22 protein-coding genes are annotated in these 25,947 nt (G+C 67.9%); 13 read left to right on the top strand and 9 right to left on the bottom strand.

Going from position 1 to position 25,947, the window contains the following annotated elements; genetic code table 11:
* The first annotated feature begins 71 nt into the window (after window positions 1-71).
* Complete coding sequence (locus C7I84_RS20690) at window positions 72-1,682, top strand: glycoside hydrolase family 43 protein (RefSeq protein WP_106774108.1); 1,611 nt, start codon at window positions 72-74, stop codon at window positions 1,680-1,682.
* A 121-nt stretch (window positions 1,683-1,803) separates the two neighbouring features.
* Here the strand turns inward: C7I84_RS20690 and rhaI are convergent, their stop codons facing one another.
* Together rhaI and C7I84_RS20680 are read right to left on the bottom strand one after the other, a co-directional pair.
* Window positions 1,804-3,096 (bottom strand): L-rhamnose catabolism isomerase, encoded by a 1,293-nt coding sequence (gene rhaI, locus C7I84_RS20685; RefSeq protein ID WP_106774107.1) that lies wholly within the window; start codon window positions 3,094-3,096, stop codon window positions 1,804-1,806.
* Between the two features lie 106 nt (window positions 3,097-3,202).
* Window positions 3,203-5,293 carry a bifunctional rhamnulose-1-phosphate aldolase/short-chain dehydrogenase gene (locus C7I84_RS20680; RefSeq protein WP_106774106.1) on the bottom strand — a complete coding sequence of 697 codons (2,091 nt, stop codon included), beginning with the start codon at window positions 5,291-5,293 and terminating at the stop codon, window positions 3,203-3,205.
* Window positions 5,294-5,484: 191 nt separating this feature from the next.
* Here C7I84_RS20680 and C7I84_RS20675 point away from each other — a divergent pair, with 191 nt between their 5' ends.
* From C7I84_RS20675 to C7I84_RS20645, 7 genes are all read left to right on the top strand, one after another.
* Window positions 5,485-6,282, top strand: a complete 798-nt coding sequence (locus C7I84_RS20675) for a DeoR/GlpR family DNA-binding transcription regulator (RefSeq protein WP_106774124.1) — start codon at window positions 5,485-5,487, stop codon at window positions 6,280-6,282.
* A gap of 69 nt (window positions 6,283-6,351) precedes the next feature.
* Complete coding sequence (rhaS, locus tag C7I84_RS20670; RefSeq protein WP_106774105.1) at window positions 6,352-7,371, top strand: rhamnose ABC transporter substrate-binding protein; 1,020 nt, start codon at window positions 6,352-6,354, stop codon at window positions 7,369-7,371.
* A 162-nt stretch (window positions 7,372-7,533) separates the two neighbouring features.
* A complete protein-coding gene (locus tag C7I84_RS20665) occupies window positions 7,534-9,036 on the top strand; it encodes a sugar ABC transporter ATP-binding protein (protein WP_106774104.1) in 1,503 nt (500 codons plus the stop codon).
* A gap of 304 nt (window positions 9,037-9,340) precedes the next feature.
* On the top strand, window positions 9,341-10,333 hold the full coding sequence (locus C7I84_RS20660; RefSeq protein WP_106774103.1) for an ABC transporter permease: 993 nt from the start codon (window positions 9,341-9,343) through the stop codon (window positions 10,331-10,333).
* Window positions 10,334-10,341: 8 nt separating this feature from the next.
* Entirely contained in the window at window positions 10,342-11,379 is a 1,038-nt protein-coding gene (locus tag C7I84_RS20655) for an ABC transporter permease (RefSeq protein WP_106774123.1), read from the top strand.
* A 4-nt stretch (window positions 11,380-11,383) separates the two neighbouring features.
* Complete coding sequence (rhaM, locus tag C7I84_RS20650; RefSeq protein ID WP_106774102.1) at window positions 11,384-11,698, top strand: L-rhamnose mutarotase; 315 nt, start codon at window positions 11,384-11,386, stop codon at window positions 11,696-11,698.
* A 5-nt stretch (window positions 11,699-11,703) separates the two neighbouring features.
* Window positions 11,704-13,074 carry an FGGY-family carbohydrate kinase gene (locus C7I84_RS20645; protein ID WP_106774122.1) on the top strand — a complete coding sequence of 457 codons (1,371 nt, stop codon included), beginning with the start codon at window positions 11,704-11,706 and terminating at the stop codon, window positions 13,072-13,074.
* Window positions 13,075-13,403: 329 nt separating this feature from the next.
* Here C7I84_RS20645 and hemE read toward each other — a convergent pair whose 3' ends face one another.
* Window positions 13,404-14,417, bottom strand: a complete 1,014-nt coding sequence (gene hemE / locus C7I84_RS20640; RefSeq protein ID WP_106774121.1) for a uroporphyrinogen decarboxylase — start codon at window positions 14,415-14,417, stop codon at window positions 13,404-13,406.
* A gap of 103 nt (window positions 14,418-14,520) precedes the next feature.
* On the bottom strand, window positions 14,521-15,720 hold the full coding sequence (gene nhaA, locus C7I84_RS20635; RefSeq protein WP_425351369.1) for a Na+/H+ antiporter NhaA: 1,200 nt from the start codon (window positions 15,718-15,720) through the stop codon (window positions 14,521-14,523).
* Between the two features lie 254 nt (window positions 15,721-15,974).
* On the opposite strand from nhaA, the gene fmt reads away from it, so the two are divergent.
* The 3 genes from fmt to truA are packed head-to-tail and all read left to right on the top strand — an operon-like array spanning window position 15,975 to window position 18,177.
* Complete coding sequence (gene fmt, locus C7I84_RS20630) at window positions 15,975-16,910, top strand: methionyl-tRNA formyltransferase (RefSeq protein WP_106774100.1); 936 nt, start codon at window positions 15,975-15,977, stop codon at window positions 16,908-16,910.
* Complete coding sequence (locus C7I84_RS20625; protein ID WP_106774099.1) at window positions 16,907-17,404, top strand: GNAT family N-acetyltransferase; 498 nt, start codon at window positions 16,907-16,909, stop codon at window positions 17,402-17,404. Before fmt ends, C7I84_RS20625 begins: the two co-directional genes overlap by 4 nt.
* Window positions 17,405-17,409: 5 nt before the next feature.
* Window positions 17,410-18,177 (top strand): tRNA pseudouridine(38-40) synthase TruA, encoded by a 768-nt coding sequence (truA, locus tag C7I84_RS20620; RefSeq protein WP_106774120.1) that lies wholly within the window; start codon window positions 17,410-17,412, stop codon window positions 18,175-18,177.
* Here truA and C7I84_RS20615 read toward each other — a convergent pair.
* Together C7I84_RS20615 and dapE are read right to left on the bottom strand one after the other, a co-directional pair.
* Window positions 18,147-18,734 carry a transporter gene (locus C7I84_RS20615; RefSeq protein WP_106774098.1) on the bottom strand — a complete coding sequence of 196 codons (588 nt, stop codon included), beginning with the start codon at window positions 18,732-18,734 and terminating at the stop codon, window positions 18,147-18,149. The two genes, truA and C7I84_RS20615, sit on opposite strands and share 31 nt — an antisense overlap.
* 4 nt (window positions 18,735-18,738) lie before the next feature.
* Window positions 18,739-19,926, bottom strand: a complete 1,188-nt coding sequence (gene dapE / locus C7I84_RS20610; RefSeq protein ID WP_106774097.1) for a succinyl-diaminopimelate desuccinylase — start codon at window positions 19,924-19,926, stop codon at window positions 18,739-18,741.
* A 310-nt stretch (window positions 19,927-20,236) separates the two neighbouring features.
* Here dapE and C7I84_RS20605 point away from each other — a divergent pair, with 310 nt between their 5' ends.
* Together C7I84_RS20605 and C7I84_RS20600 are read left to right on the top strand one after the other, a co-directional pair.
* Window positions 20,237-20,875: a DUF6875 domain-containing protein gene (locus tag C7I84_RS20605; RefSeq protein WP_106774096.1), complete on the top strand. Its 639-nt coding sequence runs from the start codon at window positions 20,237-20,239 to the stop codon at window positions 20,873-20,875.
* Window positions 20,872-22,047 (top strand): GNAT family N-acetyltransferase, encoded by a 1,176-nt coding sequence (locus tag C7I84_RS20600; RefSeq protein WP_106774095.1) that lies wholly within the window; start codon window positions 20,872-20,874, stop codon window positions 22,045-22,047. The genes C7I84_RS20605 and C7I84_RS20600 overlap by 4 nt, the downstream gene beginning before the upstream one ends.
* Before the next feature lie 21 nt (window positions 22,048-22,068).
* On the opposite strand, the gene C7I84_RS20595 is transcribed toward C7I84_RS20600, so the two are convergent.
* From C7I84_RS20595 to mutS, 3 genes are all read right to left on the bottom strand, one after another.
* Complete coding sequence (locus C7I84_RS20595) at window positions 22,069-22,599, bottom strand: RES family NAD+ phosphorylase (protein ID WP_106774094.1); 531 nt, start codon at window positions 22,597-22,599, stop codon at window positions 22,069-22,071.
* Complete coding sequence (locus tag C7I84_RS20590) at window positions 22,596-23,033, bottom strand: MbcA/ParS/Xre antitoxin family protein (protein ID WP_245428519.1); 438 nt, start codon at window positions 23,031-23,033, stop codon at window positions 22,596-22,598. Before C7I84_RS20590 ends, C7I84_RS20595 begins: the two co-directional genes overlap by 4 nt.
* A gap of 87 nt (window positions 23,034-23,120) precedes the next feature.
* Window positions 23,121-25,760 carry a DNA mismatch repair protein MutS gene (gene mutS / locus C7I84_RS20585; RefSeq protein WP_245428525.1) on the bottom strand — a complete coding sequence of 880 codons (2,640 nt, stop codon included), beginning with the start codon at window positions 25,758-25,760 and terminating at the stop codon, window positions 23,121-23,123.
* Window positions 25,761-25,947: the final 187 nt, after the last annotated feature.

The following is a 25,947-nucleotide window of genomic DNA, read 5'->3' as shown; positions in this document are numbered from 1 at the left end:
GGGCTGCGGCGCTTCAAGGCTGGGCGCGGGCGGAAAAAAGTAAACTGTCCCCGGGAATCCCGGAGGCCAACATGATCCGCAACCCCATCCTGCCCGGCTTCAACCCCGACCCGTCGATCTGCCGGGTCGGCAACGACTACTACATCGCCACCTCGACCTTCGAATGGTATCCCGGCGTCCAGATCCATCATTCGACCGATCTGGTGAACTGGCGCCTGGTCAGGCGGCCGCTGGAGCGCGCGAGCCAGCTCGACATGCGCGGCAATCCGGACTCGGGAGGCATCTGGGCGCCTTGCCTGTCTCATGCCGACGGCCTGTTCTGGCTGGTCTATACGGACGTCAAGCGGCTCGACGGCAACTTCAAGGACGGGCACAACTACATCGTCACCGCGCCGTCGATCGAAGGGCCATGGTCCGACCCGGTCTACGTCAATTCCAGCGGCTTCGACCCGTCGCTGTTCCATGACGACGACGGCAGGAAATGGTTCCTCAACATGCTGTGGAACCATGTGTCGCACGGCGTCGGCGGCAGCCCGAAACATCCGTCCTTCGCCGGCATCCTTCTCCAGGAATACGACGCCAGGGCCGGGAAACTGGTCGGTTCCGCAAAGAACATCTTTGCCGGCAGCCCGCACGGGCTGGTCGAAGGACCGCATCTCTTCAAGAGGAACGGCTGGTATTATCTGACCACGGCGGAAGGCGGCACCGGCTACGACCATGCCGTCACGATGGCGCGCTCACGCGCCATCGACGGCCCCTACGAGCTGCATCCCGACATCCACCTGATCACGTCGAAAGACGCGCCGCAGGCGGCGCTGCAACGCGCCGGGCACGGCCAGATGGTGGAGACGCCGGACGGCGAGGTCTACCACACCCATCTCTGCGCGCGGCCGCTTTCCGGTCTGCGCCGCTCGCCGATGGGCCGGGAAACGGCGATCCAGAAATGCGTCTGGAGTGAGGACGGCTGGCTCAGGCTGGAGCACGGCTCGCCGGTGCCCGAGGTCAAGGTGCCGGCGCCGGCGGGCAGCCATGCCGTGGCGGCCCCGCGCCCGCGCATGCGCTACGAGTTCGACGGCGATGCCCTGCCGCTCGATTTCCAATGGCTGAGGACGCCCTTTGCGCAGCGCATCTTCTCGCTGACGGAACGCCCCGGTCATCTGCGCCTGTTCGGCCGCGAGTCGATCGGCAGCTTCTTCGAGCAGTCGCTGGTCGCCCGCCGGCAGGAACATTTTGCCTTCCGGGCGAGAGCGAGCCTCGATTTCGAGCCGGCCAGCTTCCAGCAGGCGGCGGGGCTGGTGCTCTATTACAACCGCCACAAGTTCCACTTCCTCGCGATCAGCCACGACGCACGGCGCGGCCGCGTGCTGACCGTGATGAGCTGCCTCGGCGACTGGCAGGACGGCCGTCTCAGCTTCCCGCTCGCCGAGCCGACCGCGCTGCCGGCCGAGGGTGCCGTGCGGCTCTCGGCGGAGATCGATCATGCGCGGCTGACCTTTGCCTACGACACTGGCGACGGCTGGAGGAAGCTCGCGCCGGACCTCGACGCCAGCCTCGTCTCCGACGAGGCCGGGCGCGGCGAGCACGGTTCCTTCACCGGGGCGTTCATAGGCATGATGGCCTTCGACACCAGCGGCGCCCGCCTGCCGGCGGATTTCGACTGGTTCGAATACGCACCGGGGTGATGGGCAGGCATGTCGTTGTTCCGGGCCGGCCGGTGCCCGAAGGGCAAGACGGAGACGGGGAGTTTGCCAGCCTGAAAGATCGCCGGACAATCGAGACCGGCGATCTGCTGCGACCCAGGCCTCACACGATCCCGCCGCCGCCCGAGACCGCGGCAGGCCGCTCTTCCGCGACCTTGCGGCGATAGCCCGCCTCGCGATAGGCCCCGACCGGATCGATGGCACCGCCGCCGTTCAGCCGCGCCATCGCCAGGATCGGCTCGACATCGGTGCGGAAGGCGGCTTTCAGCGTCTGCGTCGCCATCAGCGCGTCGTTCTCCGTCTGGTAGCTCTCCAGCGCCTTGCGATCGACCAGAAGCGCCGCCGCGTAGGCACGCTGCACCTCCACCGCCGATAGCATCAGGCTTTCGATCGGATCGGTGACGTTGTGGCTCTGGTCGAGCATGTGAGCGGGGTCAAAACCCTTGGCGCCCGAAAGCTCCGCGTCGACCAGCTCGTTGAAGACCAGGAACAGCCGGTAGGGGTCGATCGAGCCGGCGTCGAGATCGTCGTCGCCGTACTTCGAATCGTTGAAGTGGAAGCCGCCGAGTTTTCCGAACTGGATCAGCCGCGCCACGATCATCTCGATGTTGACGTTCGGCGCATGGTGGCCGAGGTCGACCAGACAGAAGGCCTTCGGCCCGAGTTCCTGGGCGATCAGGTAGTTCGTGCCCCAGTCCTGCACGACGGTCGAATAGAACGCCGGCTCGTACATCTTGTGCTCGGAAAACAGCCGCCAGTCCTCCGGAAGGGCGGCATAGATGTCGCGCATGGCGTCGAGATAGCGCTCGAACGCCTTGGTGAAGTTCACCTGGCCGGGGAAGTTGGAGCCGTCGCCGATCCACACCGTCAGCGCCTTGGAGCCGATGGTGCGGCCGATCTCGATGCATTCGAGATTGTGCTCGACGGCCTGGCGGCGCACCGCGGCGTCGGCATGGCTGAGCGAGCCGAACTTATAGGAGAGCTTCTGGTCCTTGCCGTCGGAGAACGTGTTGGAGTTCATGGCGTCGAAGGCAAGACCGAAGCGCGAGGCGGCCTGCTTCAGCCGCTGCGGGTCGGCCTTGTCCCACGGGATGTGCAACGAAACAGTGGGCGTAGCGCGGGTGAGCTGCTGGATGACCGAACAATCCTCGATCTTGTCGAAGACGTCGCGCGGCTCGCCCTCGCCGGGAAAGCGGGCGAAGCGCGTGCCGCCGGTGCCGACGCCCCAGGAGGGAATGGCGACGCCGAATTTTTCGACCTTTTCACGGATGGCGTCGATCCTGATGCCGCGCCGGTCGAGCTGCTCGCCGAGGTGCTCGTAGTCGCGGCGCAGGTTGTTTTCCCGCGCGGCGTTGTGGGCGGTGACGATGTCGGCGGCGATGAGTTTTTCGGTCATGGTGTCCTCCCTGCGACGGGTGCAGGGGACAGTTTACTTTCTTTCCGCAGACAGGCGCGGCGCGGCAAGGCTGGCGCGGGCGGAAAAAAGTAAACTGTCCCCGGCGCTACCGCGTAAAACTCTGCGCGTTGCCCGCATCGACGTTCAGAATGTTGCCCGTCGACTTCGCCGACAGGTCGGAGGCGAAGAACCAGACCGCCTCGGCGACATCCTCCGGATACACGCCGAGCTTCAGCATCGAGCGTTTGCGGTAGTGCTCCTCGAGCTCGTCGGGCTTCATGTTGTAGGCGGCGGCGCGCTGCTCGCGCCATTCGCCCTTCCAGATGTTGGAGCCGCGCAGCACGGCGTCCGGATTGACGGTGTTGACGCGGATGCCGGCCTCCGCGCCCTCCAGTGCCAGGCAGCGGGCGAGATGGATCTCCGCCGCCTTGGCCGTGCAGTAGGCCGAGGCGTTGGGCGAGGCAGCGAGCCCGTTCTTGGAGGCGATGAAGACGATGTTGCCGCCGGCCTTCTGCGCCTTCATCAGGCGGAACGCTTCGCGGGCCACCAGGAAATAGCCGGTGGCCAGGATGTCGATGTTGCGGGTCCACATCGACAGCTCGGTGTCCTCGACCGGCGACGCCGACGAGATGCCGGCGTTGGAGACCAGAATGTCCAGCCCGCCGAATTCCCTTGCCGCGAAAGTGAACGCCTCGGCGACCTCGGCCTCTTTTGTCACGTCGAGCTTCACGCCACGAACCACGTCGGCGGAATGGCGTTTCGCGAACTCGGTCTCGGCGGTCTCCAGCGCGGCGGCATCGATGTCGGCCAGCACCACGCAGGCGCCGTCGGCCATCAGCCGGTCGGCGATCGCCCGGCCGATGCCGCCCGCGCCGCCGGTGACCAGCGCGACGCGGCCGGCAAGCGGCTTCGGCTTCGGCAGGCGCTGCAGCTTGGCCTCCTCCAGCACCCAGTATTCGATGTCGAAGGCCTCCTGCTCGGGCAGGCCCATATAGTCGGAGACGGTCGAGGCGCCGCGCATGACGTTGATGGCATTGACGTAGAACTCGCCGGAGATGCGGGCCGTGGCCTTGTCCTTGGCGAAGGTGATCATGCCGACGCCGGGAACGAGATAGACGACCGCGTTGGGGTCGCGCATCGGCGGGCTGACGGGGCGCTTGCAGCGCTCGTAATAGGCGGCGTGTCCCCGCCGGTAGGTTTCCAGCGCGGCGGGCAGGCCGGCCAGTGTCCTGTCGATGTCCGGATTGGCGGGGCCGAAATCGATCACCAGCGGGCTGATCTTGGTGCGCAAGAAATGGTCGGGGCAACTCGTGCCGAGTGCCGCCAGCTTCTCCATGTCGCGGGCGGCAATGAACTCCAGCACGGCCGGCTGGTCGTCGAAATGGCCGACCTTGCGCTCCGTGGTCGAGATCATGCCGCGCAGCGCCGGCATCAGCTTCGCCGCGATGGCGCGGCGCTCCTCAGCAGGCAGCGTGCTGCGCACTTCGCCGCCGAAGGCCGGCTTGCCTCTGCCTTCGGCCTCGAAGAAGGCTATCGCCTTGTTGATGATGCGGATCGTGACCTCGTAGCACGCTTTGGCGGTGTCGCCCCAGGTGAAGAGGCCGTGGCTTTCGAGAACCACGCCGGCGGCGTTCGGGTTCTCCTTGCAGAACTTTTCCAGCCACAGGCCGAGCTCGAAACCCGGCCGCTTCCACGGCAGCCAGCCGATCTCGTCGCCGTAGATTCTCTGCGTCAGCGCCTTGCTGTCCTTCGCCGCCGCAATGGCGATGACCGCGTCGGGATGCATGTGGTCGCCATGCTTCCTCGGCACGAAGGCATGCAGCGGCGTGTCGATCGAGGCCGCGCGAGGGTTCAAATTGAACGTGCAGTGCGGCAGGTAGCCGACCATCTCGTCCTCATGCGCGAGGCCGCGATAGAGGCCCTTCAGCGCCTCGAGCTTGTCCATGTAGAGGCTGGCCAGCCCGTCCATCTTCATGGTGCCGAGATCGCCGCCGGAACCTTTTACCCACAGCACCTCGACCGGCTTCCCGGTGAGCGGGTCCTCCTCCACGGCCTTGGCCGAGGTGTTGCCGCCGCCGTAATTGGTGATGCGCTTGTCGGAGCCGAGCAGGTTGGAGCGGTAGACGAGCAACTCGGCCTCGCTCATGCCGGCAGCCTTGGCGTCGTCCCAGAGATCGGCGAGTCCTTGCGTGGCCATGTTTCCGCCCTTTCGAGATTTTTGGGGAAGCGTATGAGCCTATTCGCTCACGGTCAATCAGGATTCGCTCCGATTTTGAGCGTTTGCGGCGCACAATGGAATTGCTGCGACGCAATACGCTCACCGTTCTTGACGATCGTGAGCGAGCGTGCATTCATGTGATCGATTTTGTTCGGGGCAATCGCATCGACATGCGCGAGACGGACCGCCGATCTGCGATACTGGAAGCGATGGCCGGCAGGCCGGTCGTGCCGGTGCGCGAACTGGTCGGCCTCACCGGTGCCTCCAGCGCGACGCTGCGGCGCGACCTGGCGAAGCTGGAGGAGGAGGGGCTGGTCCGGCGCGTGCACGGCGGCATCTCCGCCCCGGCGACGACATTCCCCGCCACCCTCGGCGCGCCCACCTTCAGCTCGCAGCGCATCAAGAACGCCGACAAGAAGCGCGCCATCGCGGCGCTCGCCTGCGGGCTGGTCGAAGACGGCGAGTCGATCATCATCAATGCCGGGACGACCACCTTCGCCATGGTCGATTTTCTGCGCGAGCGCCGGCTTAACATCCTGACCAACTCGTTCCCGATCGCCGAGGCGCTGATCCGCGGCAGCGACAACCGCATCACGCTGCCGGGCGGCGAGGTCTACCGCGAGCAGGGCATCATCCTGTCGCCTTTCGAGGACGACGCGATCCAGAACCTGCACGCCACGACCATGTTCATGAGCGCCGCGGCGATCACCCCCCTCGGCGTGGTCGAGGCCGACCCGCTGGTGGCGCGGGCCGAGGCAAAACTGCTCAGCCGCACCGAACGGTTGATCGTGCTCGCCGATTCGACCAAGTTCGAGCCGCGCGGCAGTCTCGTCGTGTGCCCGCTGGCGCGCGTCACCACGCTGGTGACGGACGACCAGATCAGCGAGGCGGCGCTTGCGATGATGGAGAATGCAGGGCTCGATGTGAGGATCGCGCCCATTGCCAAGGAAATCGCTTCCGCCGCATGATCGGCGGACGGTTGGGCCGGCATGGGCCGGTCCGAAGATACAACTGGGATGGCAGGGAGGAGATTTGCCATGAAGACCACACGTCGTACCATATTGCAGCTTGGCGCGGGAGCCGCCGTCGTGCTCGCCGCGCCGGCGATCATCACGCGGCCGGCGCGCGCGCAGGCCAACAAGCGTATCGCGCTGATCGTCAAGAACCTCGGCAACAGCTATTTCGACGCCTGCGCCAATGGCGCCAAGGAAGCCGCGGCCGAGCTCGGCGGCATCGAGATCATCTACACGGCGTCCGCCAAGCCGACGGCCGAAGAGCAGATCGCGGTGATCGACGCGCAGATCGCGCAGAAGGTGGACGGCATCATCGTCTCGGCCAACGATGCCGACGCGCTGGTTCCCGTCGGCAAGAAGGCGGCAGAGCGCGGCATCAAGGTGATGAGCTTCGATTCGGCCATCGCGCCGGCCGGCCGCGTCGTTCACCTCTCCGCGTCGTCCACCCCGCTCATCGGCGCCAAGCAGGTGCAGATGATCGCCAAGACGCTGGGCGGCAAGGGCGAGGTCGCCATTCTTTCCGCCGCGTCCACCATGACCAACCAGAATTCCTGGATCGAGGCCATGAAGGAGGAGTGGAAGAAGCCGGAATACAAGGACATGCCGCTGGTGGCGACCGTCTACGGCGACGACCAGGACGACAAGAGCTACCGCGAGATGCAGGGCCTGGTGAAGGCGCATCCGAACCTCAAGGGCGTGATCTCGCCGACCACCATCGGCATCCGCTCGGGCGCCAAGGCCATCGTCGACGGCGGCCTCACCGGAAAGGTGTTCATCACCGGCCTGGGCCTGCCCTCGGAAATGAAGGATTACGTGCTTGCCGGCGCCTGCGACACCTTCGCCATCTGGAACCCGGTCGAATACGGCTATTCCTCGACCATGATCATGGCCGACATCCTCGCCGGCAAGGATACCGCCGAGGGCTCGAAGCTTTCCATGGGCAAGAAGGGCGAGACCACCGTCGGCAAGGACGGCGAGGCCGTGATGGGCGAGCCGTTCGAGTTCAACAAGACCAATGTCGAGGAATTCGCCAAGATATTCTGATCGGCCGGTTCTTACCCTCCTTGAGGGAGGGTCACCCGAAGGGCGGGGTGGGGGTGCGATCCGCACACTGACCTTACCCCCACCCCGTCTCGCAGGTGCCGCTTTGCGACACCTGCTCACCGACCCTCCCTACAAGGGGGAGGGTAAGAGGTCAGCGCTGTCGTGTCAGATCCCATCCTCACCCTCACCGGCGTCTCGAAGAGCTTTCCCGGCGTCCGGGCCCTGCACGACATCGGCCTGTCGCTGAAGCCCGGCCGCGTCACCGCGCTGATCGGCGAGAACGGCGCGGGAAAATCCACCATCGTCAAGATTCTCACCGGCATCTACCGTCCGGACGCCGGCGAAATTCGCGTCGGCGGCGAGCAGAAGCATTTTTCGTCGCCGCGCGACGCCTGGGCGGCCGGCATCGCCGCCATCCACCAGGAAACGGTGATGTTCGACGAATTGTCGGTCGCCGAGAACATCTTCACGGGCCACATGCCCACGGGATCGACGAGGCTCGTCGACTGGGCCGAGATGCGCAGGAAATCGGCGGAGCTGCTGAAGCGCATCGACGCCGCCATTCCGCCGGAGTTCAAGCTGAAGCGGCTGTCGGTGGCGCAGAAGCACCTGGTCGAGATCGCCCGCGCCCTGTCGCATGAGGCGCGGGTCGTCATCATGGACGAGCCGACCGCCGCGCTCTCGGCCAACGAGATCGACGATCTTTTCCGCATCGTCGCACAGCTCAAGGCCGAAGGCCGCGCTATCGTCTTCATCAGCCACAAGTTCGACGAGATATTCCGCATCGCCGACGATTTCGTCTGCCTGCGCGACGGCGAGAAAGTGGGCGAGGGGCCGATTTCTTCCGTCACCGAGGCGCAGCTGGTGCGCATGATGGTCGGGCGTCCGGTCGACCAGGTGTTTCCCAAGCGCGACGTGCCGATCGGCGAGGTGGTGCTTTCCGTAAAGGGCCTGTCGAACGCCACCGAATATGCCGACATCTCCTTCGACCTGCGAAAGGGCGAGATTCTTGGCCTTTACGGTCTTGTCGGAGCGGGCCGGACAGAGGCCATGCAAGGCCTGTTCGGCATCACGCCGGTGACGCGTGGCACGGTCACCCTGAACGGCAGGCCGCTCGCCGTTCGGTCGCCATCCGACGCGATCGCCGCCGGCATCTCCTACGTGCCGGAGGACCGGCAAGACCAGGGCGCCATCCTGTCGCTCGGCATCCGCGAGAACGTGACGCTCGCCAACCTGTCGAAATATGTGCGCGGCCTGTTCCTGTCGCGCGCCGCCGAGCAGGAGGCGACGCGGTCGCTCGGCCGGCGGCTGGCGATCAAGGCGGCGAGTTGGGAACAGCAGCTCGGCGAGCTTTCCGGCGGCAACCAGCAGAAGGTGGTGATCGCCAAATGGCTGGCGACCCGGCCGAAGGTGATCGTGCTGGACGAGCCGACCAAGGGTATCGACGTCGGCTCCAAGGCGGCCGTCCACGACTTCATCGGCGAATTGGCGCAGGATGGCCTTGCGGTCGTGCTGATCAGTTCGGAGCTGCCGGAGGTCATGGGTCTCGCCGACCGCATCATCGTCATGAAGGAGGGCCACATCGTCGACGAATTCAAGCGCGGCGCCTGGAGTGCCGAGCAGATCGTCGGCGCGGCCACCGGCGCCGCCAGGGAGGCCGCGTGAAGGTGATGACGGTCAGAAACGAGCCGTGTTGCTTGATAGCGCCCCCGCCCCTTGCCCCTCCATTCAAGGGCAGGGCAATCGCATATGGGATTTCAGGAACTGCTGCTCGGCCCTGTACCCCCACCCCTAGCCCCTCCCCACAAGGGGGAGGGGGACTTTGCGGCCGCTATGCAACACAAAGCCGTCGACGATTGGTGCTCGGCGGAGACGCCAGCCGGTCCCCCTCCCCCTTGTGGGGAGGGGTTAGGGGTGGGGGTATGCTGCCGCTGCGCCCTGCCGGGACATCGATGCAGGGCACCGCGTCATGACCAAGCTTCTGAACTTCCGCGAGCTCGCCCTCGCGCTGATCCTGGTCGTCGGCGTCGCCGCGATCGGCGCCTACCAGCCGGTGTTCCTGGCCTGGGACAACATCGGCGACCTGCTCACCGAGACGTCGGTGCTGTTCATGATGGCGCTGGCGCAGATGGTGGTGATCCTGACGCGCGGCATCGACCTGTCGGTCGCCGCCAACCTGGCGCTGTCCGGCATGATGGCGGCGCTGGTCAGCCAATATTATCCCGACACGCCGCTGCTGCTGATGATCCTGACCGGCGTCGCCACGGGTCTCGTGCTCGGCATGATCAACGGATCGCTGATCGCCTTTCTCGGCATCCCGCCGATCGTCATGACGCTCGGCACGCTCGCCGTCTTCCGCGGCATGATCATCATCATCGCCGGCGGCGACCAGGTGAATGCCTCGGAGATGGGCGTCAGCTTCCAGGCTTTTCCCAAGCAGATGCTGCTCGGCCTGACGACGCCGGTGTGGATCGCCGTGGCCGTCTCCATCCTGTTCTACATCTTCCTCAATCTCAGCCGCGCCGGACGCGGCCTCTATGCGGTCGGCGGCAACCCCGTGGCGGCGCGCTATTGCGGCATCGACCAGCGCAAGCAGGAGTTGCTCGCCTATTCGATCTCCGGCGCGGTGGCGGGGCTGTGCGGCTATCTCTGGGTGGCGCGCTACGGCGTCGCCTATTCCGAGATCGCCAACGGCTACGAGCTGACCGTCATCGCCGCCTGCGTCATCGGCGGCGTGTCGATCGGTGGCGGCGTCGGCTCGGTCGCCGGCACGCTGCTCGGCGCGCTGTTCCTCGGTATCGTCATGACCGCGCTGCCGGTGCTGCAGATCTCGCCCTTCTGGCAGATGGCGATCTCCGGCGCCGTCATCCTCGCCGCCGTCGTCATCAACGCGCGGGCGGAGCGGCGGCCCGACAAGCTCATCCTGCCGGAGGCCCGGCGCATCGGACGGGTGAAGGCATGAACGCGCCGATGCAACAGCCCGAAAGCCGCTACACGGTGCTCGACGCAGCACCTCGGCGCCTGCGCGACGTGCTGCTGCGCTGGGAGGTGATCCTCGTCATCCTCCTGGCGCTGACCATCGTGGTCAACACCATCGTCTCGCCCTATTTCCTCGACGTCTTCAACCTCGCCGACGCCACCTTCAATTTTTCGGAGAAGGCGATCATCGCGCTGGCCATGGCGCTGCTGATCCTGGTGCGCCAGATCGACCTGTCGGTGGCGGCGATCGTGGCGCTCGCCGCCATGGGCATCGGTTACGCCGCCGAGGCCGGTTTCGGGCCGGCGGCGCTGTTCGCCACCGGCATCGGCATCGGGCTGCTGTGCGGCGTCTTCAACGGCGTGCTGGTCACCTGGTTCGCGCTGCCGTCGATCGTCGTCACCATCGGCACCATGTCGCTGTTCCGCGGCCTCACCCAGGTCATCCTCGGCGACCAGGCCAAGACCAAATATCCGCCGGAGTTCCTCGAACTCGGCCAGAGCTACTTCGTCAAGATGAAGGAGACCGGCATCCCCTGGCTGTTCGTGCCGCCGCTGCCGCTGTCCTTCCTGGTTTTCCTGATACTGGCGGTGCTCTTCGGCATCGTGCTGCACAAGACCGCGATGGGGCGGAAGCTGTTCGCCATCGGTTCGAACCCGGTCGCCGCGCGCTTCTCCGGCATTCCGGTCGACCGGCTGACCTTTCTGCTCTTTGTCGTCTCCGGCATGCTCTCCGGCCTTGCGGCGGCGCTGCTGACGGCGCGTCTCGGCTCCATGCGCTCCAACATCGCCATCGGCTGGGAGCTCGACATCGTCACCATGGTGATCCTCGGCGGCGTGTCGATCGCCGGCGGCGTCGGCTCGATCGTCGGCGTGGTGCTCGCCGTCTTCGTGCTCGGCCTCGTCACCTTCGGCATGTCGCTCAACAACATCCCCGGCCAGGTCGTCAGCGTCTATATCGGCCTGCTGCTGATCGCGGTGATCGCCATCCCGCGCATCGTCGACAAGCTCGGCTTCCGGACCGGCAGGTGACGCGATGGAGAAATACGCCTTCCGCATGCGGCTCAATCCCGGCATGAAAGCCGAATACATCAGGCGCCACGACGCGATCTGGCCGGAGCTGGTGGCGCTGCTGCGCCAAGCCGGCGTCTCCGACTATTCCATCCATCTCGACGAGGAGCACAATCTTCTGTTCGGCGTGCTCTGGCGCCGCGACGACCACGCCATGGCCGAGCTGCCGAACCATCCGGTGATGCAGCGCTGGTGGGCGCACATGGCCGACATCATGGAGACCAGGGCCGACAACGAGCCGGTCGCCGTGCCGCTCGAGACGGTTTTTCGGATGGAGTGAGCGGCATGCCGGAAACCGTGCGAACCGTCGCCGTCGTCGACATCGGCAAGAGCAACGCCAAGGTGGCGCTGGTCGACCTGGCCTCGCTCGGGGAGACGGTGGTCGCCCGCACCGCGAACGGCGTGGTCGAATCCGGCCCCTATCCGCATTTCGACACGGAAAGGCTTTGGTCCTTCATCCTCGACGGCCTGACGCGAGCGCGCCATCTGGCAATGCCGGACGCCATCGTCGTCACCGCGCATGGCGGCTCCGGCATTTTGCTCGCCGCCGACGGCACGCTCGCCTTGCCGATGCTCGACTACGAATATTCCGGTCCCGAAACGGTAGCCGCGGAATATGATGCGCTGCGCCCCGCCTTCGCCGAGGCCGGCTCGCCGCGCCTGCCGGGCGGCCTCAATGTCGGCGCGCAGTTCTTCTGGCAGAGCCGTGCCTTCCCGGATGCCTTCGCCCGCGTCTCGACCATCCTGATGTATCCGCAATACTGGGCCTTCCGGCTGTGCGGGGTCGCCGCCAACGAGGCGACGTCGCTCGGCGCGCATACCGACCTGTGGGACCCGCACAGGCGCGACTTCTCCAGCATGGTCGACCGGCTCGGCTGGCGGAAGCTGATGGCGCCGGTGCGCAAGGCCGGCGACCGCCTGGGGATGCTCAGATCCGGGATCGCCGAGAGGATCGGCTTTCCCGAGGATACGCCGGTGTTCTGCGGCATCCACGATTCCAACGCCTCGCTCTACCCCCACCTGCTCGCCCGGCCGGCGCCGTTCACTGTGGTCTCGACCGGCACCTGGGTGATCGTCATGGCGGTGGGCGGCGAGACGAAAGTGCTCGACCCGGCGCGTGACACGCTGATCAACGTCAACGCTTTTCGCGATCCGGTGCCGTCGGCCCGCTTCATGGGCGGGCGCGAGTTCTCGCTGCTGCTCGGCGACAAGCCGGTCACGCCGGACGAGGCCGACATCGCCAGGGTGCTGGACACGCCGATGCTGCTCACGCCGTCGACCGACCAGGGTTCCGGCCCGTTCCAGCACCGCACGGCGGAATGGCTCCCGGCCGAGGCGACGGAGCCCGGGGAACGCTTCGCCGCCGTCTCCTTCTACCTCGCCATGATGACCGCCACCTGCCTCGACCTGATCGGCGCGCAGGGCGACACGGTCGTCGAGGGACCTTTCGGTCAGAACCGCTGCTTTGCGAGGATGCTGGCGACGGCGAGCGGCCGCCCGGTCGTGGTCTCGAAGGGCAGCACCGGCACCAGCATCGGCGCGGCGCTGCTCTGCGCGCGGGAGACGCCGTCGGGGCTGGCCACAGGCGACACGGTCATAGCTCCGGAACCGGCGTGGTCGACCTATGCGGAGCGCTGGCGGGCGGCCGTGAAATAGCTCTCTTCTCCCCTGTTTATCGCAGGGCAATGCATATGGGATTTCAGGTACTGCTGCCCGGCCGTGTACCCCCACCCCTAACCCCTCCCCACAAGGGGGACTTTGCGGCCGCAACGCATAACCGTTGACGATTAGTGCTCGGCGGAGACGCCAGCCGGTCCCCCTCCCCCTTGTGGGGAGGGGTTAGGGGTGGGGGTAACTCCACATGCGATAGTCCTGCCGTTTACCAGGAGAAGATGCCGGAAGGCAGATGAGGGGCGGCGCGAGCCTCGATGAGTGGGTGGTGCCGCATTGGACCTTCTGCTCTCTCCGCGAGCGGGGAGAAGGGATCACCCCCGCTCCCGCACCCGCTTCACCATGCGCTCCACATGGGCGATGGGCGTCTCCGGCGTGATGCCGTGGCCGAGATTGAAGATCAGCGGAGCGCCGCCGAGGGCTTCGAGGATCGCGTCCACGCCTTCGTCCAGCGCGCGGCCGCCGGCGACCAGCCGCAGCGGGTCGAGATTGCCCTGCACGGCGCCGCCGGCCTGCAGGGCGCGGGCCTGGGTGAGCGGCACCGACCAGTCGAGGCCGAGCGCGGTGACGCCGGTCTTTTCGCGATAGCCGGCATAGAGCGCGCCAGCGCCGCGCGGAAAACCGATGATCGGCGTCGCCGGATGTTTTTCGCGCACCCGCCGGACGATCTCCGCGACCGGCTCTACGCACCAGGCCTGAAAGCTTGCCTCGTCCAGCACGCCCGCCCAGGAGTCGAAAATCTGCACGACATCGGCGCCGGCGTCGATCTGGCGGATCAGATACTCGGCCGAGACCTCGGCCAGCCTGCCGAGCAGCCGCGCCATGGCTTCGGGCTCGCGGAAGCCGAGCAGCCGCGCCGGCGCCTGGTCGGGCGTGCCGCGGCCGGCGATCATGTAGGTCGCCACCGTCCACGGCGCGCCGCAGAAGCCGATCAGCGTCGTCTCCGCGGGAAGCTCGCGGCGCAGGCGGGAAACCGTCTCGTAGACAGGTGCCAACCTGGCGTGGAAATCGCCGCCCTCGCCGAGCCGGGCGATCTCGGCCGTCTCGATCGGAACGAGACGCGGCCCCTCGCCCTCGACGAAGCTCAAGTCGCGGCCGAGCGCGTGCGGCACCACCAGTATGTCGGAGAACAGGATCGAGGCATCGAAGCCGAAACGGCGGATCGGCTGCAGCGTCACCTCGACGGCGAAATCCGGATTGTAGCAGAGGTCGAGGAAGGAGCCGGCCCGCTGGCGCGCCTCGCGGTATTCGGGAAGGTAGCGGCCGGCCTGACGCATCATCCAGATCGGCGGCGGCGAGGCCGCCTCGCCGCCGAGCACCTTCATCATCCTGCGCTCCGGCGCGGGCCGGCCGGTCTCGTTGTCGGGCAATTGTTCGTCCTGCTTGCGTCGGGCCGGCCGGACCTATGTCACGCCGGCGCCGGATGGGCAATCACTCGTCGTCGTCCTCGACGGTCGGCCGGGGGGACATCAGCAGCACCGCCGTGCCGAGCAGCGCGGCGAGCAGCGAGCCGGCGAGGATGCCGAGCTTCACCGCCTGCTGCATGGCGGGGTCGTAGGCGAAGGCGAGCAGGCCGATGAACAGGCTCATGGTGAAGCCGATGCCGCACAAAAGGGCCACGCCGGTCATATGCGACCAGCCGGCCCGCATCGGTAGGTCGGCGAGACCGAGCCTGATCGCGATGGCCGAGGTGGCGAGCACGCCGACCAGCTTGCCGACGACCAGGCCGGCGACGACGCCCAGCGTCAGCGGCTCTGCCAGCGAGGCGAGGCTCATGCCGGCAAACGACACGCCGGCATTGGCGAAGCCGAAGATCGGGATGACCACGAAAGGCACGACCTTGTGCAGCGCGTGCTCCATGCGGTGCAGGGGCGAGTGCTCCAGATCGCGCGCGATGCCGGGCGAGGTGCGCAGCGGGACGGTCAGCGCCAGCGCCACACCGGCCAGCGTTGCATGCACGCCGGACTTCAGCACCAACACCCACAGCGCGACGCCCAGCACGACATAGGGGATCAGGTTGAGCACGCCCATGCGGTTGAGCACGATCAGCAGGGCCAGCACGGCGGCGGCCCCGGCGAGGTAAGGCAGCGCCAGGCCGCTGGTATAGAACAGCGCGATGATGATCACCGCGCCGAGATCGTCGATGATGGCGAGCGCGGTGAGAAAAACCTTCAGCGAGGCGGGAACGCGGTTGCCGAGCAGCGACAGCACGCCGAGCGCGAAGGCGATGTCGGTGGCGGTCGGGATCGCCCAGCCGGGCAGCGCCTGCGGGTTGTCGGAATTGATCGCCACATAGATCAGCGCCGGCACCACCATGCCGCCGACAGCCGCGATGCCTGGCAAAGCGCGGCGTGGCCAGGTGGAGAGCTGGCCGTCGAGCATCTCGCGCTTGATCTCCAGCCCGACCAGCAGGAAGAACGCGGCCATCAACCCGTCATTGATCCAGTGCTCGACATTGAGCGGACCGAGATAGGTCTTGAGCGCGCCGAAATAGGCGTCCGACAGCGGCGAGTTGGCGACGATCAGCGCCAGCACCGCCGCGCCCATCAGGATGATGCCGCCCGACGCCTCGCTGTCGAGGAATTCGCGGAAAATCGAGACTGGGCGGGCTTGGCGATCCGTCAAGGCAATTTCCCTCGTGTCGTTGGCTGCCCTGAATGACGCGTCCGCGCCCGCAAGGCAACCCCGCCGCGAACGGTCGGGGAGTTTCGTGCCGTCACGGTTCCGGGAGCAGCCGAGCTGCCGGTTTGCCGCCTGCCTGGACGAGTACCGGCGCGGCGGCGGCGCCTTGCAAGAGGCGCAGCCCGAAGCGGCCGAAGCGACTGCCCCTCGACATAGCCGGGTGAGGCGCTTATGTGCCGCGACACGAAAAACGCGGAAGAGCCATGCCGCTTCGCATCATCTTCATGGGCACGCCGGAATTTTCCGTGCCGACGCTGGCGGCGCTGGCCGAGGCCGGCCACGAGCTTGCCGCCGTCTACACGCAGCCGCCGCGGCCGGCCGGCCGGCGCGGGCTCGACCTCACGCCGTCTCCGGTGCAGCGGGAGGCGGAGCGGCTGGGCGTTCCCGTGCGCTGCCCGACAACATTGAAAGACAAGGCCGGTCAGGAGGCATTCGCCGCGCTCGGCGCCGACGTCGCGGTCGTCGTCGCCTATGGACTGCTGCTGCCGCGCGCCGTGCTGGAGGCGCCGCGGCTCGGCTGCTTCAACGGCCACGCCTCGCTGCTGCCGCGCTGGCGGGGCGCGGCCCCCATCCACCGCGCCATCATGGCCGGCGACGCCGCGACCGGCATGATGGTGATGAAGATGGAAGAAGGCCTCGACACCGGGCCCGTCGCGATGACGGCGCGGCTGCCGATCGGTCCGGACGAGACGACGGGCGAACTGCATGACCGGCTGAGCACGGCAGGCGCGGCGCTGATGGTCGAGGCCATGGCGGCGCTCGAAGCGGGCCGGCTGGCGCTGGCGCCGCAGGCCGATGCCGGTGTCACCTACGCCAGCAAGATCGACAAGGCCGAGACGCGCATCGACTGGTCGCTGCCGGCGACCGAGGTGCACAATCGTATTCGCGGCCTGTCGCCTTTTCCCGGCGCCTGGTGCGAGTTCGAGGCGGGCGGACGGCGCGAGCGGCTGAAGCTGCTGCGGTCCACCATGGGCGAAGGGAAGGGCGAGCCCGGCACTGTTCTCGACGACGGGCTGACCGTCGCCTGCGGCGGCGGCGCCGTGCGGCTGGTCGAGGTGCAGCGTGCCGGCGGCCGGCCGGTCGAAGCCGTCGAGTTCCTGCGCGGCGCCAAGCTGGCGCGTGGAGACCATCTGCCATGACCCCGATGATCAGGCCAGCCAGTGCCGGTGATCGCGCCGCCATCCATGCGCTGGTCGAGCGGGCGTTCGGGCAGCCGCTGGAAGCCGACCTCGTCGATCGGCTGGCGGCGGACGGCGATGCCGTGCTCGAACTGGTTGCCGAGACGGACGGTCGCATCGTCGGCCACGTCCTGTTCTCGCGGCTTCTGGTCGACGGCGACGGCATGCTGTTCCCGGCGGTGGCGCTTGCGCCGCTCGCCGTCGATCCGGCTCTTCAGCGTGCCGGCATCGGAAGCGCGCTGGTCGAGGAGGCGCATCGCCGCCTCGCGGCGGCCGGAGAAGAGCTCTCCGTGGTGCTCGGCGACCCTGCTTATTACGGCCGTTTCGGCTATCGGCACGAGCGCGCCCGGCTTTTCGCCAGCGATTACCAGGGCGACGCACTGCAGGCGCTCGCCTGGGGCGCGGCGCCCGCCACCGGGCGGCTCGTCTACGCCGCCGCCTTCGCGGACCTGTGAACGCCATGCCGCGCTACCGCCTCGACATCGAATATGACGGACGGCCCTATGCGGGCTGGCAGCGGCAGGACGGGCCGCGCTCGGTGCAGGAGGCGGTCGAGCGCGCGGTCAAGGGTTTTTGCGGCGAGACCGTCTCCCTGCGCGCCGCCGGCCGAACCGACGCCGGCGTCCACGCCACCGCCCAGGTCGCCCATGTCGATCTCGTTCGCGACTGGCCGGCCGACACGGTGCGCGACGCGGTCAATGCGCACCTGCAATCGGCCGGGGACAGCGTCGTCATCCTCGCCGCTTCGATGGTCGGCCCGGACTTCGACGCGCGATTTTCGGCGACCGGCCGCCGCTATCTCTACCGCATCCTCAACCGCCGCAGCCCGACGGCGCTGGAGAAGGGCCGCGCCTGGTGGGTGCCGAAGCCGCTGGACGCCGGGGCCATGCAGGAAGCGGCGCAGGAACTGGTCGGCCGGCACGACTTCACCACCTTCCGCTCCGCCCAGTGCCAGGCCGACAGCCCGCTGCGCACGCTCGACCGGCTCGATGTCAGCCGCACCGGCGACCTCATCGAGGTGCGCGCCGCCGCCCGCTCCTTCCTGCACAACCAGGTGCGCTCCATGGTCGGCTCGCTGAAGCGGGTCGGCGAGGGTGTCTGGAACGCAGCCGACCTGGCGGCGGCGCTCGCCGCGCGCGACCGCGCCGCCTGCGGCCAGGTGGCGCCGCCCGACGGCCTCTATCTGGTCGGGGTCGACTACGGGGCGGACAGGCCGAGCAACGCCTGAAGCGCCAGCAGCACCATCAGCGACGCAACGAACATGGCGGCGAAGACGGCGCTCGCCATGGCCGGGCCGCGTCCGATCGCGGCATTGGTCAGCCGCCATCCGAGAAACAGCGAGGCGCCGTAGAAGAGCAGCGACAGCAGCGTGACGAAGTCGGTGGCGCCGGGCGCCAGCATCGCGAGGATGGTCGGCGGCAGGGTCAGCCAGACCAGCAGCGCCGAGCCCCAGTTGGAGGCGACCACATAAGGGACGAAGCGGTCGGCAAGGCCGGCCGGCTTCGCCGCTAGCGCGAAGCCGATCAGCGGCAGCACCCACGTGCCGAGATCGCGCAGCGCATAGCGGACGACGAGGCCGCCGCGCGAGGCCATCTGGACGTCGGAGACCTGGTCCGCGAGCATGACCCAGCCGAGCGCCATGGCCGGCGCGGCGACGAGGATAGCGAAGAAGGAGTTCCAGAAACCGTCCGCCGACAGATCGAGCAGCCGCAACCCGTCGGCGCGGCCGGCCATCATGCGCCAGGCTCCCGACAGTCCGCTCTGGATCTCGGCGCCGGCCAGCATGGCGTCACCCGAACCAGTCCTGCAGGAAACGCTGGTAGATTCGGGTCAGCGTTTCCAGGTCGGAAAGGGCGACGCGCTCGTCCACCATGTGCATGGTCTTGCCGACCAGGCCGAACTCGACCACCGGGCAGAAATCCTTGATGAAGCGCGCATCCGACGTGCCCCCCGACGTGGAGAGCGCGGGCGTGCGCCCGGTCACCGCCGCGACGGAGGCCGACAGGGTCTCGACGAGGCGTTCGTCGCGGGTCAGGAACACATGGCTCGGACGGTCGCGCCAGACGAGATCGAAGTCGATTCTGTCCGTGCGGCCCTTGCGGTATTTGCGCCGGCCGGCAGCCGTATCGAGGCGGTTGTGGATCTCGGCCTGGATCGTCTCGGCCTCCCAGCTGTCGTTGAAGCGGATGTTGAAAGTCGCCTTCGCCCGCGCCGGAATGACGTTCACCGCCGGGTTGCCGACGTCGATGGAAGTGATCTCCAGATTGGTGGGCTGGAAATCCTTCGTGCCGCCGTCGAAGGAGGGTTCGAGCAGCGCATCCACCAGCGAGAGCAGCCCGCGCACCGGATTGTCGGCCAGATGCGGATAGGCGACATGGCCCTGACGTCCGTGGACCGTGACCTCCCCCGACAGCGAGCCGCGCCGGCCGATCTTGATCATGTCGCCGATCGCGTCCGGATTGGTCGGCTCGCCGACGATCGCCGCGTCCCATGTCTCGCCGCGCGCCGCCGCCCAGTCGAGCAGCTTCGTCGTGCCGTTGATCGCCGGCCCTTCCTCGTCGCCGGTGATCAGCAGCGACACCGACCCGCGCGGGCGGGTGCCGTCGGCCAGGTGCCGCGCCAAGGCCGCGACGAAGCAGGCGATGCCGCCCTTCATGTCGACGGCACCCCGGCCGATCATCTCGCCGTTGCGGATGTCCGCGGCGAAGGGCGGGTGCGTCCACGCGTCGGCATCGCCGACCGGCACGACGTCGGTGTGGCCGGCGAACATCAGATGCGGGCCGTTGCCGGAGAGCCGCGCATAGAGGTTCTCGATGTCGGGCGTGCCCTCCTCGGAAAACACCGGACGGTCGACGGCAAAGCCCATCGGCTCGAGCATCGCCGCCAGCGCCGCCAGCGCGCCGCCCTCGGCCGGCGTGACCGACGGGCAGCGGATCAGCGAAGCGAGGTTTTCGGCGGGATCGGTCGGCAGGTTCATGCGAACTGATTCATGCGGTTACGATAGAGGAGTCAGTGCGGCCTCGCCGCCGCCAAGTCAACGAAAAGCACCGGGATTCGCTGCCGAGGCATGATCGATGGCGGCCGCTGGCCCTGTCGATCTTGGGTGAAAGGCAGCGCCATCCGGCCGGCACGTCGGTCGCCGGACCCCGAAAAGCATGATTTTTGCAACGCCTGGAAACCATCCGGAAACCATGATCTCGCAAGAGCCTGCTTCGCGGCAGCCGCTCAATCATTCGGCAAGCGACAAGCGCTAGTCTTCCATGCAACGTCGAGGAAGAGTGGATGTCATGCTTGACAGGGTTGCCAGGCCGGCTGTCGGCACAGCTTTGCTGACCATGCAGGAAGCGCGTGCCGCGGAGACCGGCGACGACGCGCTGGCGACGCTGCGCGGCTGGGTCGAGGCCTATCTGATGCGCGGCCATGCCGATCTCGGCCGCACCGGCGCCGTTTGCCCGTTCACCAGGCAGGCAGCCAAGCTGGATACGGTCCGCCTCGCCATCTCCCCGGCCGGACCCGGCGATGAGGAAGAGGCCTTTCGGCTGATCCGCCAGGGGTTTTCCGATCTGGAGGCGATCCCCTGCAAGCCGTCCATGCGCCATTTCCGCACCGTCATCGTCGGCTTTCCGAACTGCGCCTCGCCCGAGGGCATCGCCATGCTGCAGGCGGTGCAGCGCCGCCACAAGTTCTATTCGCTCGCCCGCTTCCGCATGATCGGCTTCATGCACGCCACCAATGACGCACCGGGCCTGTGGAACCCCGAGTTCAGGCCGCTCAGGGCGCCGTTGCCGGTGCTCGCCATCCGCCACCTCGTCGAGCAGGACGCACCCTTCGCGGCGCGCCATCCGCTGCTGCTCGGACCGTACCTGCTGCGCTTCCCGCTGGCCGGGCCGAAGCGGCTGCTCGCCTATATGCGTGGCGGCGGATGAGCGATCCCGGCATCCTGACGGCGGGATCGGTCTCCGTCGCGACGGCCCGGCCGGTCGCGCCGGCTGTCGGGCAGGGGATCGAGGTCGTCGCCACGACCGCCGGTCTCGCAGCCCTGCGGCCCGAATGGGACGCATTTTTCGCGCGCGCCGGCCTGCCGCAGCAGGTGTTCCAGAGCCACGCCTTCCTGACGCACTGGGCCCGGCACTATCTCGAGCCGGGCATGACGCCGCATGTGGTGGTCGCGCGGCGGGACGGCCGCATCGTCATGCTCTGGCCGCTGGTCCTGCGGCGGCGCTTCGGCGTTTGCGTGCTGCAGGTCATGGGCGCTCCGGTGGCGCAGTTCGGCGATGTCTTGGCCGAGCCTGGGATCGACGCGGAGGTGGTGGCGGCTGCGTGGTCGGCGCTGGACCGCTCCGGCGCCGATCTCTTCCTTGCCCAGAAGATACGCGCCGATTCGGCGTTGCTCGGCATACAGGCACCCCGCCGTCCCGTCCTCCTGAGCCAGAGCCAGGCGCCGTTCGCAGACCTTGCCGGGCGCGTCGGCTCCGACGGGCCGGGTACCGCCTATCCGGCGCGGGAACGCTCCGCCTATCGCCGCCGGCTGCGCCGTCTCGCCGAATTGGGAGAGATTGCCCTGCGCAGCCTGCCGCCGGGCGAGGCGGCCGGGCTGGCGCGGCAGGCCGTCGCCTTCAAGCGCGATTGGCTGAAGCGCAATGCGATCCTGTCGCCGACCATGTCCGACCCGCGCTTCGTCGCCTTTTTCGAGGACTGCGCCGCCGATCCGGACTCGGCGCTGCGCATCTCCACCATCGAGCGCGACGGCCGGCCGATCGGCATCGATCTGTCCTTCGACTGCAAGGGCAGCAGCTTCGGCCATGTCATCGCATCCGATCCCGACTGCGAGCGCGAGGGCATCGGCAGCATCCTCATCCATCACGTCTTCGCGACGGCCCGGCAGCGCGGCTCGGCCACCTTCGACATGCTGGCGCCCGCCGATCCCTACAAGCTGCGCCACGCCGACGGCGAGACCGGCGTCCAGGATCTAGCTTACGTGTTCACCCCCCGCGGCCGGCTGTATTGCGAGGCGGTGCTGAAGCGCGCCCGCCCGCTGGCCCGGGATTTTGCGAAGAAGCTGCCGGCCGGGCTGGTGCGAAGGCTCGGCAGCGGCTAGCAAGACCCGGACCGATCATCGTCAGCGGCCCTGCATCTCCCACGACAGCAGATTCTTGGGCAGCCGTCCGGACGGATCGTGGACCATGACGCGCCACGGCAGTTCCGGTCGCCATTTCCACAGGACGAGATTGCGCATGTCCGCGCGGGCGCCGCGCGCGAAGGAGGGCACCAGGATGCCGGCACAGCTGCGCCCGATCAGGCGCCTGGCCAGGTTCCATGACGCGGGCTGGCGCCCCTCCGCGACGTCGAGCGCCCATGCACAGGCCAAGTCGCCCGGCGCGACGCCGGCCGCTGCTTGCGCTTCGGGGGTTGTGAGATCGAGGATGTCGTCGCAATCGATTTCGTAGAGGCAGACGGTCAGCGGTTCGAGCTTCGCGGCAAAGCCTTGCGCCGCTTCGATCACCGCGCCTTCGATCGTCAGGCCGAGATAGAGCGCTGCGGTTCCCTTCGGATTGAAGCGCCCGCCATGGACTTTGGCCCCACCGCCGGACAGCGGCGAGAACGACCATTTCGGATGATGCGCCCGGTAGCAGTCGCCGACAAACCTCAAGCAAAGCCGCCCATGGCGACATGATCGAGATAGTCACGCACGGCATTTGCCTTGCCGTCCTTGACGAGGCTTTCCGCCGTGCGGCCGCCGAAGGCCGGGATCGGCTCGGCGCGATACCACGCCATCGCCTGCTTCTCGCCCCCGGCCCATCCGGTCACCCGTGCAATGATCTCCAGCATCTCCGTGATCCTCGACTGAGTCTTCGCCGCCGTCAGGCGGCTGGTCCGGCGCAGCGTTTCCGGCGCCAGTCCGATGGTCTCTGCGAACTGCCCCTTCGACATGCCGAAGCGCTCCACCACATGATCTATGTCGACCATTCCGTCCGTGCCGAAGAGGCTCGCAGCCCGGCCTGCCGGCAGATGGACGGGAGTCGGTGCGAGATAGGGAGTGGCGCTTTCTTCAAAACCGCCGGGATGATCCCTTGAGGTCATCATTGCCACATCTTTCTACACTTCCATGTGACAGATTATGTGGCATCTTTCCCGTCACCTGTCAAGGAGCCACCGGCCAGGCACCTGCACCTATCCGCCCGCCTTCCCCTTCAGCCTGTACAGCGCCTCCAGCGCCTCGCGCGGCGTCATCTCGTCCGGGTTGAGCGCGGCCACCGCCTCGCGCAGCAGGTCGGGCTTGTCCGGCTTCGGCGCCTCGCGCCGCGCCGCCACGGAAAACAGCGGCAGGTCGTCGACCAGCCGGTCGGCCTTGCCGGAAGTTTCGCCGCTCTCCAGCCGGTGCAGCACCTCGCGCGCGCGCTCGACCACGGCTGCCGGCAGGCCGGCCAGCCGCGCCACCTGGATGCCGTAGGAGCGGTCGGCCGCGCCCTTGCCGACCTCGTGCAGGAAGATCACCTCGCCCTCCCACTCCTTCACCCGCATGGTGGCGTTGTGGAGCCGCGGCAGCTTCTCGGCCAGCGCCGTCATCTCGTGGAAATGCGTGGCGAACAGCGCCCGGCAACGGTTCTTCTCGTGCAGATATTCCACCGCCGCCCAGGCGATGGAGAGGCCGTCGAAGGTGGCGGTGCCGCGGCCGATCTCGTCGAGGATGACCAGCGAGCGCTCGCCGGCCTGGTTGAGGATGGCCGCCGTCTCGACCATCTCGACCATGAAGGTGGAGCGGCCGCGCGCCAGGTCGTCCGAAGCGCCGACGCGCGAGAACAGCCGGTCGACCGCACCGATATGCGCGCGTGCCGCCGGCACGAAGCAGCCGGCCTGCGCCAGGATGGCGATCAGCGCGTTCTGCCGCAGGAAGGTCGACTTGCCGCCCATATTGGGTCCGGTAAGCAGCCAGATGGCGCCGAACTTGCCCGTTTCGGCCGGCGACAGGTCGCAGTCGTTGGCGACGAAGGGTTGGCCGGAGATGCGGCGCAGCGACTGTTCGACCACGGGGTGACGGCCGCCCTCGATCTCCAAGGTCAGGCTGTCGTCGACAATCGGCCGCGTCCAGCGCTCGTCGGCGGCGAGCGCCGCCAGCGCCGCCGAAACGTCGAGGACGGCGAGCGCCGCCGCTCCGGCGCGAATGGTCTCGGCATGGCCGACGGCTTCGGCGACCAGTTCGTCGAACACGCCGAGCTCGATCGCCAGCGCCCGGTCGGCGGCATTGACGATCCTGGTCTCGAGATCGGCAAGCCCGGTCGTGGTGAAGCGCATGGCGCTCGCCATGGTCTGGCGATGGATGAAGCGGGCGCGCAGCGCGTCGGTCCCGCTCAACGCCGCCTGATGGTTTGCCGTCACCTCGATGTAGTAGCCGAGCACGTTGTTGTGGCGGATCTTCAGCGAACGGACGCCCGTCTCCTCAATGAGGTCGCGCTCCATGCCGGCGATGACTTTTCGCGATTCGTCGCGCAAGGCCCGCATCTCGTCGAGCTCGGCGTTCCAGCCCGGCCGCACGAAGCCGCCGTCGCGCTTGAGCAGCGGCGTCTCGTCGGCGAGCGCCCGCGCCAGCCGCTCGGCGAAGGAGACGGGCAGGTCGGCGATGGCCGTCAGCGCCGATGCGATCTCGGCGGGAGGCGAGGCAGCCGCCAGCAGGTGGCGAACCTGCGCGGCGGCGTCGAGACCGGCGGCAAGCGCGCCGAGGTCGCGCGGGCCGCCGCGATTGAGCGCCAGCCGGGTCAGCGCCCGCGGCATGTCGGCGAGGCCCTTGAGCAGCGCGCGCAGTCCCTCGCGCAGGTCGGTCTCCTCGACCAGCCAGGAAACCGAATCGAGCCGGGCATTGACCGCGGCCGGCGCCGTCAGCGGCGAGGTCAGCCGCTCGGCCAGCAGGCGCGCCCCGGCGCCGGTCACGGTGCGGTCGATCGCATAGAGCAGCGAACCGTCGCGGCTGCCCGACAGCGTGCGCACCAGCTCCAGATTGGCGCGCGTCGCGGCGTCGATGAACAGCGTCGAGCCGGCCGCCTCGCGCTCGGGCACGCCGAGCGGCGGGCGCTCGGCCTTCTGCGTCTTCTCGACGAAAGCGATGATGCCGGAGATCGCCGACAGCTCCGCCCGGCCGAAGCTGGCGAAGCCGTCCGGCGTGGCGACGCGGTAGAAGCGGGCGATGCGGTCGGCGGCGGAAGCCGAATCGAACAGGCTCGGCGGCTGCGGGCTGGCGACGCGGCCGAGCAGATCGAACACCGGCTTCAGCTCGGGATCGAAGAACACCGGCTCGGCGACGATCAGCTCGCGCGGGTCGATGCGGAAGACGTCGGCGACCAGCCGGTCGGCGGTGGTCTCCGTCACCCGGAAAAGGCCGGTCGACAGCTCCAGCCAGGCGAGCGCGAAGCCGCCGCCCTTGACCCGGCCGAGCGCCATCAGGAAGTTGGATTCGGCCGGCGAAAGCAGTCTGTCCTCGGTGATGGTGCCGGGGGTCACCAGCCGCACCACGTCGCGGCGCACCACCGATTTCGAGCCGCGCTTCTTGGCCTCCGCGGGGTCCTCGATCTGCTCGCACACGGCGACGCGGTGGCCGAGCCCGATCAGCTTCTGCAAATAGTCGTCGGCGGCGTGGATCGGCACGCCGCACATGGGGATGTCAGAACCCTGGTGCTTGCCCCGCTTGGTGAGCACGATGCCGAGCGCCCGCGATGCCACCTCGGCGTCGTCGAAGAACAGCTCGTAGAAATCGCCCATGCGGTAGAATAGCAGCGAATCGGGATTCGCCGCCTTGATCTCGATGTACTGCTCCATCATCGGCGTCGCGGCGGGAAGCGCTGCGAGCACCCCTCCCCCTTGAGGGGAGGGGATAGGGGTGGGGGTATGACGCACGCCGCCCTCCAAGTTCATTTCCATGCCACCATGCTTGTGAACCCCCACCCCTAACCCCTCCCCTCGAGGGGAGGGGGACTCGCAGCGCGGGCGCAGGACACTTCCTTCCTGC

Source organism: Kumtagia ephedrae (assembly GCF_003012745.1).
Taxonomy (GTDB): Bacteria; Pseudomonadota; Alphaproteobacteria; order Rhizobiales; family Rhizobiaceae; genus Kumtagia; species Kumtagia ephedrae.
Note: the sequence above shows the minus strand (reverse complement) of the source record. Positions and strands in the feature narration are given on the sequence as shown.